Source organism: Flammeovirga sp. OC4, assembly GCF_000812565.1.
Classification (GTDB): Bacteria; Bacteroidota; Bacteroidia; order Cytophagales; family Flammeovirgaceae; genus Flammeovirga.
Genome location: NZ_JTAM01000086.1, coordinates 26,967 through 34,651 on the forward strand (window position 1 = coordinate 26,967; position 7,685 = coordinate 34,651).

A 7,685-nucleotide genomic window follows, 5' to 3' on the forward strand; every position below is an offset into this window, starting at 1 on the left:
GTCAAAATCATTTGAGATCATTTTTAATTTCATCAGCAATCTACTATAAAAATTCCTTTTCCCCACAAGTTTACACGGTGTTAGTTACAAAAGTCATCTTTGACTTTTTTATGTAAATGTCTAATCAAAAAGTGTAAATGATTGATTTGTGAATCTATGACCTTTGTAATGTGAGATTTAGAGAAAGAAAGGAATCTTACAGAACTACACAACTATTAAATCAAAACATTATTATGAAAAAATTACTAATTCTACTATGCTTATTGGCTAGTACACAACTTTTTGCACAAAACGACATTCTCATAAAAAATGTAGATGTTTTTGATGGAAAAAACGAAAAATTAAAGAAAGGCGTTGATGTTCTTATTCATGGAAATAAAGTTCAGAAAATTGCCAAAAATATAGATGCCGATATGATTCTAGTTGACGGTAATCCGTTGGAGAATCTTGATTTAGTGGCAGATCCTGAAAACAATTTCTTGATGATTATGAAAGACGGAGTAATCTATAAAAACACAATCAATCAATAAAACAATAAAAAAATGGAAGTTTATTTTCAAGGTATATTAACTATTTTCTCATTGATCAATCCAGTGATATGTTCTCAAATCTTCGGCGGGATTGAGAGAGGAAAATCATACAAACATAAGTTGACAGATCTTACAGAAACAATTTTTACTGTAGGTTTAATATTAGCAATATCCGCGTTTTTTGGAGCAAAATTGCTGAATATGTTAGAAATAAGTTTAGATGCTTTTCAAGTTGCAGGTGGATTGGTATTGGTCTCTATTGGTTTTGGAATGTTGAATAAAAAAGAAAATCAAAAAGAGGAAAACAATGAAAAAAGTTTAATGCCTTTGATTCTTTTTGCAGCAAGTCCGGGTACTATTACGGGTGTAATTACATTATCGATATCAGAAGCAGATAGTCATGTTCCTGTTGTAGCCTTGATTTCAATCGCCGTAGTGTTGGTGATCACTTGGATTATTATTGCATTACTTTCTAAAAAGAATAAAACAAAAGCTTCCAAGACTAGTCAAATCACGACCCGTTTTATGGGACTAATCATCTTAGCAATGGGCGTTCAATTTATATTAACAGGTATAATGAGTTTTACAAGTAGTTTTCATTAGTTTAAAAAGTGCCAAACTGAAAATAGTTTTGAGGAGATTCTTTTAAAAGGAATCTGAAATGGTCTTGTTTGGTACGAAATTAAGTTTCGTAGTATTCTAAATACCTCCGGTTTTGCTGGAGGTATTTTTTTGATTAATTTTTGGCTTAGTACTTAACTTAGATCGTATTAGCATTCACTTTTTGAGGACTCAGATGATAGAAAATAGGCAACAATTCACTTTTCATTATAAAGGAAATTTTTCAGTGGAAGATTTTTTAAAATCACTAGCGGAACAGTATCAAGGAGACTATGTAGATAACACTTTAAGCATAAATAATACTGCCTTCGACTTGAATGTTAAACTTTTGGAGTGGATTGAAGGAGTCAAGATTACTGTCAATTCTATCACATTTTATACCCCTGTAGACCTCCATTATCAAACCGATCAAAATGATGAAAATCTTTATTTTAGTTTTTATCCTCAGCTTCATTTCCATAGGAAAAATTGGGAAGATAAATCCGAAATTCAAAATACAAATTCATCTATTGCCTTAATTGAGAAAAATATAGGGGAAGTTACTTTGCAGTTTGAACCCCAAGAAAAAAGAGAATGGATAAGCATAGAAATTCCCTCCAATTATTTTGAAAATATCAAACATCATCATTCCCTCAATATCGAAAAGTACCTTAATGAGAAGAATTATGCTTATGTAGAATTGATACCGTTTGAAATTAGTAAGTCACTTTATAAGTTGATCCATTATCAAGGAGACAAGACGCTTGAGGCAAGCTTTATGACTTATCGTCTGTTGGAACTAACTACTAGGTTTTTATTTCTGATTGAAAATAGGGTAGAAGTAGAAGAACATTCGACAATGAACCCTGATGACATTCAAAGAATGATACAATTGGAAAGTGCACTGATCAAGGATGTGAGTAAGCTTCCCTATATTCCTGAATTGTGTGAGAACTTTGGGATAAGTGAGAGTAAATTGCAAAAAGATTTTAAGCAAATGTTTGGCACTACAGTGTATAAATACTTCCAAAATTTTAGACTTGAAACCACAAAACAACTGATCCTCGAAACAACATATTCCATGACTCAAATTGCTTTAGATTGTGGCTTTTCTTCATTAAAAAAATTCTCTACGGCTTTTAAAGAAAAATACGGGATAAGCCCAAGTGAGTATAGGAAAAACTTCTATCGTTCATAAAACAATGATATAAAAGTGGATATTAGAAAGTGAAAATTAAATAGGTGAAATTACAGGTAATAAAATGTGTTATTTGATTTCATGGTTTTCATCTTAAATCAATCATAAGTTATTTTTAAATATACATTTAAAACAGTTGTAGTATTTCCTTAAACAATTTTATTTTTTTAAAACTTATTTTTTGTAAAAATTATGTTTTACTTTTGAGCTATTGAAAATACTGTGTTATACCTATTTTCTATATGAAAACTAATTTATCAAACAATTAATGAGACTATTCAAGCAAACTAACAAATTCATATCAGCCTGTATCGTATTACTATTTGCTAGCTTTATTATTCCGGGGGAGTCTTTCTCACAAGAATATCAAATTGTATTAGGTAATAGTGATATAGGGACAGAATTTTTTGTAGGTTATGTACCCAAAAATGACGGTAACAACTTTCATAAACTGAGGCTGGAAATATTTGGAGGTAACTGGCATGCTTCAAACTTAGGCTTGTCTACATATTATATTTCATCAAGAGATGGTTTAAAGGTAAATTTTGAACGTAGAGGAGGAAGTAATAGTAAATATCAGATTAAATATTACCAATCTTCTGATGGTGGTTATGATATTGTGCTACGTATCACGGATATTTATCCTAGTATTTCGATAAAGTCATCTTTGATTAATTCAAAGACTTTGTTTCAAGAGATAAAATATTTTAAACCAGAATACTACAACTCGAATGGAGCGATTGATATTACATCAAGTATTACTCCTCGAATAATTTCTTACACAAGCACAAATGGAGAGATAGGTTTAAATACTTCAAATATTTCAGGATATCAATTGTCAGTGGGAGGGAAAATAAGGGCTGAAGAGGTAAAAGTTTATACAGGTTGGGCTGACTATGTTTTTGAGGAAGGTTATGATTTGAAACCCCTCTCAGAAGTTGAAAAGTATATTCAAGATTACGGTCATTTACCAGATATTCCATCTGCAAAAGTGGTGAAAGATGAGGGAGTTAACTTAGGTGAAAGTGACGCAATGTTATTACGTAAAATAGAAGAATTAACACTGTATATCATTGAACTAAACAAAATGGTTAAACAAACAGGTGAAGAGAATTCTGCTTTAAAAGAAAAGCTTTTAGAAATAGAAAATAAACTAAACGATGTGAAATAATATAGCAAATCTTATAACGTGTGAGTAGTTTAACACAAATGTAAACCTACTTTTAAATCACAGACTTTTGTAACATAAAAAAACTTTGAAATTAATTTAAAAATGAAATCTCTTCTCTTAATCGTCTTATTTTTTATTGCATTTAGAATGAATGCACAAGTTACAGAACTAGGAAGTAAAACCGGACATGGAATTGTAAAGCTTTATGGAGGAAGTGATAATGCTTCTGTAATGCAAATGATAAAGTTTAATAGCGGAAATGCCCATATTGATGTCATGGATGGTAAAGACTTACACTTGAATTTTTATCAAGGCAATAACATTTTTTTTGGTAAAGGTAATACTGGTGCACATAGCATGTTTACTAAGGATGGTAGACTTTTTATCAATACACTAACAAATAATCCTAATTATAACCTTACAGTGAATGGTCATTCAAGTTTTAAGGGAACTCTAGTTATGGGATCAGCAAGTAGTATTGAAGAACAATCAGCAGGTATTACACTTTATAAAAATGACAATTTTCTTTTCGATGGTGAATATCTTTATCATTATGGTTTAGGCTTTCATAAATTTGATGATGGTTCTTCATTGAATGGAGATAATATATATATGTCAGGTTATTTTGGAGCAGATATTTTTACAGGTGGTAAGAACCGTATGAGGATTACGCAGCATGGGAAAGTAGGAATAGGTAGTACAACGCCAACTTCGAAATTATTTATTAAACAATCATCTGAAAATAATACATCAGGAATATCAATTCAAGATTTAGCAAGTAGAACAATTAATATTTATGGTGAGGGATCTGCTGGAAGGCAAGTCATTTCAACCACTGGTACAAATAACCCTTTAGCTTTTATCTTGAATGGGACAGAAGCTATGAGATTAGACCACAAAGGAAACGTAAGTATAGGTTCAACAACTTATTCTGATTATAAGTTATCAGTAAAAGGTAAAATTAGAGCAAACGAAGTTAAAGTTTATACAGGTTGGGCTGATTATGTTTTTAAAAGTGATTACTATTTAAGACCACTTTCAGAAGTGGAGAAACATATTCAAGAAAAAGGACACTTACCTGATGTACCATCAGCAAAAGATGTTAAAGAAAATGGTGTGAATGTCGGAGAAACAGAGTCAATGTTATTAAGGAAAATAGAGGAATTAACTTTGTACATTATTGAACAACAAAAAGAAATCAATTCTCTAAAAGAAGAGAAGCAACAATATAAGCAATTGTTAGAAAGGATTACTCAGCTAGAAAAATCATTAAATCATTAAAATTCAACTATGAAAGCTTATTTAATATTAATTTTATTGATAAGTTCTAAGTATTGTTATTCACAAACCGAAATGATACCTTTTGTAATAAAAGGAACAGGGTTAAATAATAAACAAACTCGAGAACTTAAAATATGTACAAAACAAGTATATACATCTGGCGGTAGAGGGTTACGACTTACAATTATTGATAAAAATAGATTAGATGTTATTGAAACTGACCCTACTGTTATTTTACACGATGTAATTTATGATACATATGGAAATTCCCAGCAATCAGATGCAATAGCTGATCAACTAAATGGGATTAATAATCAGCAAATTGGAATTTTAACAAGCTATGATGCATGGGAAGGTAATGTTACCCCGAAATTGAAAGAGTCATTTCAAAGGTTAGGTTTACAAAAGATCTTTACGTATTCTAGAAATAATTATAGAAGACCTTATGCTTGTATTTTTCAAGGAAGTGAAGCGGGAACAAAAGTTACAAAACTAGTAGAGGTTCTTCATTCAAATATTGGTGGTCAACCTTATGCTGAAATATGTGGTTTTTTTTATAAAAATAGTTTTGCTGCTTTCGGGACAGATAATTTAAGCACGCTAACTACAGGTCAAGGAGATGATATTTCGGTTTTTGTAAGTAAAGATAATCTTGTTGGTATAGGTACAACTGATCCAGATTCAAAATTGACTGTAAGAGGAAAGATACATGCTCAAGAGGTAAAAGTAACCACTTCAGCAGGGGCTGTACCAGATTATGTTTTTGATGAAAGTTATGATTTGATGTCATTGGAAGAGGTTGAAAAGTATATTAAAACATACAGTCATCTACCAGAGGTGAGTTCAGCAAGTGAGATTGAAAAGGGAGGGCTTCACTTAGCAGAAATGAATCTTCTATTATTAAAGAAAGTGGAAGAATTGACATTGCATACAATTGAGCAAGAAAAACGTTTGGACCGTCAAGATGAAAGATTAGATCAACAAAATGAAACTATAATTCAACAGCAAAAACAAATAATACAGTTGCTAAATATCTTAAACAAAAAATAATTAATTTTCATAAATCGAGTATCATTTGCTTATTTTTTAACCAACTTATTTTGATGAATTTTCTTATGATGATGTGTTCAAGATTGAATCCTTTGAAATGTCTTTCATGTTTAAAAAAAGTAGTTTTAGGGTTAGTGTAGGAGACATACAACATGAAACGATAGTTATGAATATTAGATTGGAAATGATATATATTTTATCCTTTTCACTAATCAAAAATACGTTAGTACAAACAATAACTTTAGAAATTAATAGTTGATGTAGAAAATATCAAATTTTGATTTTAAAATTATTTGGATTCTATGATACAGTATTTTACTTTTGTTAAGTAAACTATTAAAATTGCTAGATACTTTTGATTTTTTTTAAGACCTGACTAAGGTGATTTTAAGAAATATAAACCAACTTCAATAATAAATGAGACAAACAAGTAACTTAATATTTCTTCTTTCTATAATTTTCTTTTCTTGTTCTTTTTATACAAGTGATGATTATATCTCTTGGGTGGAAAAACATTTAAGACAAACACTTAAAGGTGAAATGCTGTCATTTAATGTTCAATTACAACCTAAGCGGTATGTTGCTCTAAAAAATTCTAAACTTAATAAAAACTTAGATTATAATACAGCATTGGATAATGCTGAAGGAAATATGGCATTTCTGATTGATATTCAAGTTAGTAATGATTATAGAAGTGTGTTTTCAAGTTACTCAATGATGAAAAACTACTTTGCTTACACTTTTCCAAAAGACATTAGACTTTTACAAGGTGAAATGGAAATAGAAAATATTTTCTTTCATTTAGAGTCAGGTTTGATGAAAAGTAACACCTTTAGGCTTGATGTAGTATTTGATGAAACTAAAATTAAAAAGTCGCTACCTTTTTTAATAGTATTATCAGATTCAACTCAATTAGAATTCAATCTATTAGAGGAGAGTAAAATGAATCTATTATAATGAGATTTACGGTTTTAATCACTTGTATTATTTTGAGCTTAACATGTCATGCACAATCTTTGGATTCTTTGACAAAAGAGTTCTCAAATACTGAACTAAAAAAATATGAGAACAAAGTAAAATCAAAAGTTAAGTTATTTGAAGAAAAAAAGGATGCGATTCTTCCAGATTCAGTATCTACCAATATACTGAAAAGAAAATTTGATACATCTTTAACAGAGCAAAATTTAAATGAATCTTTTAATGATGTAAATAATCTAGGTAACTCTTCAATAGGAATAAACCCAGAAGAAAAGGTAACAAATTTACTGGAAGATTCAGTGAATAGTTTATTAAATAAGGAATCATTCAAGACCGTCAATAAAGCAAAAGATTCGGTGCAATATTACAAGGAAGTTATTGATGATTGGCAAACTAAAATAGAGGAGGTTAAATCTTTAGAAGAGGCTTTAAATATCACCAAAAAATATTATGCTAAAAAAGACATAGAACAAAAAATTAAGAAAGTAAAAGAGAGCATGAAATATGATGAAATTAAGCAATCTATTCATTTTCTTGATTCGACAGATAAAAAATTCAAAAAAGATTTTCAGAAACTGGGTTTTGGTTCTTTAGAAGAAGCACAAGAAAAATTTCTTATTGATTCTGATATGGACCTTCCTTTATCAATTGAACAAGTTGAATTACCTGGTACGTTATATTCAATATCGTTAGCTGATATGAAAAATATGAACTCTGATCAAGATTTGATTTTAAAAGAAAAAGCAAAATTGAATAAAGATGGAGTAAAAGAATACGTAGTCAAAAAATCAGGATTAACAATACCAGACTACATGTCAGCAGGAATAGATTTTAATATTAATTCTTATTATAGTTACCCCACTAGTTCGGACTGTCT

Annotated in this window: 8 protein-coding genes; all 8 read left to right on the top strand. The window is 29.8% G+C overall.

Translation table 11 applies throughout. The features are described from left to right. The first annotated feature begins 233 nt into the window (after positions 1 to 233). Positions 234 to 530, top strand: coding sequence for a hypothetical protein (locus PL77_RS26545; protein WP_044211983.1), 297 nt, complete (start codon positions 234 to 236; stop codon positions 528 to 530). Between the two features lie 12 nt (positions 531 to 542). Then, entirely contained in the window at positions 543 to 1,133 is a 591-nt protein-coding gene (locus tag PL77_RS26550; protein WP_044211984.1) for a MarC family protein, read from the top strand. A 244-nt stretch (positions 1,134 to 1,377) separates the two neighbouring features. Then, entirely contained in the window at positions 1,378 to 2,328 is a 951-nt protein-coding gene (locus PL77_RS26555) for an AraC family transcriptional regulator (protein WP_172665957.1), read from the top strand. A 268-nt stretch (positions 2,329 to 2,596) separates the two neighbouring features. Beyond that, positions 2,597 to 3,499 carry a hypothetical protein gene (locus tag PL77_RS31095; protein WP_052444761.1) on the top strand — a complete coding sequence of 301 codons (903 nt, stop codon included), beginning with the start codon at positions 2,597 to 2,599 and terminating at the stop codon, positions 3,497 to 3,499. Positions 3,500 to 3,601: 102 nt separating this feature from the next. After that, on the top strand, positions 3,602 to 4,780 hold the full coding sequence (locus PL77_RS31100; protein ID WP_156152565.1) for a hypothetical protein: 1,179 nt from the start codon (positions 3,602 to 3,604) through the stop codon (positions 4,778 to 4,780). A gap of 9 nt (positions 4,781 to 4,789) precedes the next feature. After that, positions 4,790 to 5,830, top strand: coding sequence for an interleukin-like EMT inducer domain-containing protein (locus tag PL77_RS31105; protein WP_082026752.1), 1,041 nt, complete (start codon positions 4,790 to 4,792; stop codon positions 5,828 to 5,830). A gap of 417 nt (positions 5,831 to 6,247) precedes the next feature. Next, positions 6,248 to 6,787 (top strand): hypothetical protein, encoded by a 540-nt coding sequence (locus tag PL77_RS26575; RefSeq protein ID WP_044211986.1) that lies wholly within the window; start codon positions 6,248 to 6,250, stop codon positions 6,785 to 6,787. Continuing rightward, positions 6,787 to 7,685 (top strand): lipase chaperone (locus tag PL77_RS26580; protein ID WP_044211987.1); only part of this gene is annotated, 899 nt, incomplete at its 3' end. The genes PL77_RS26575 and PL77_RS26580, both read left to right, overlap by 1 nt.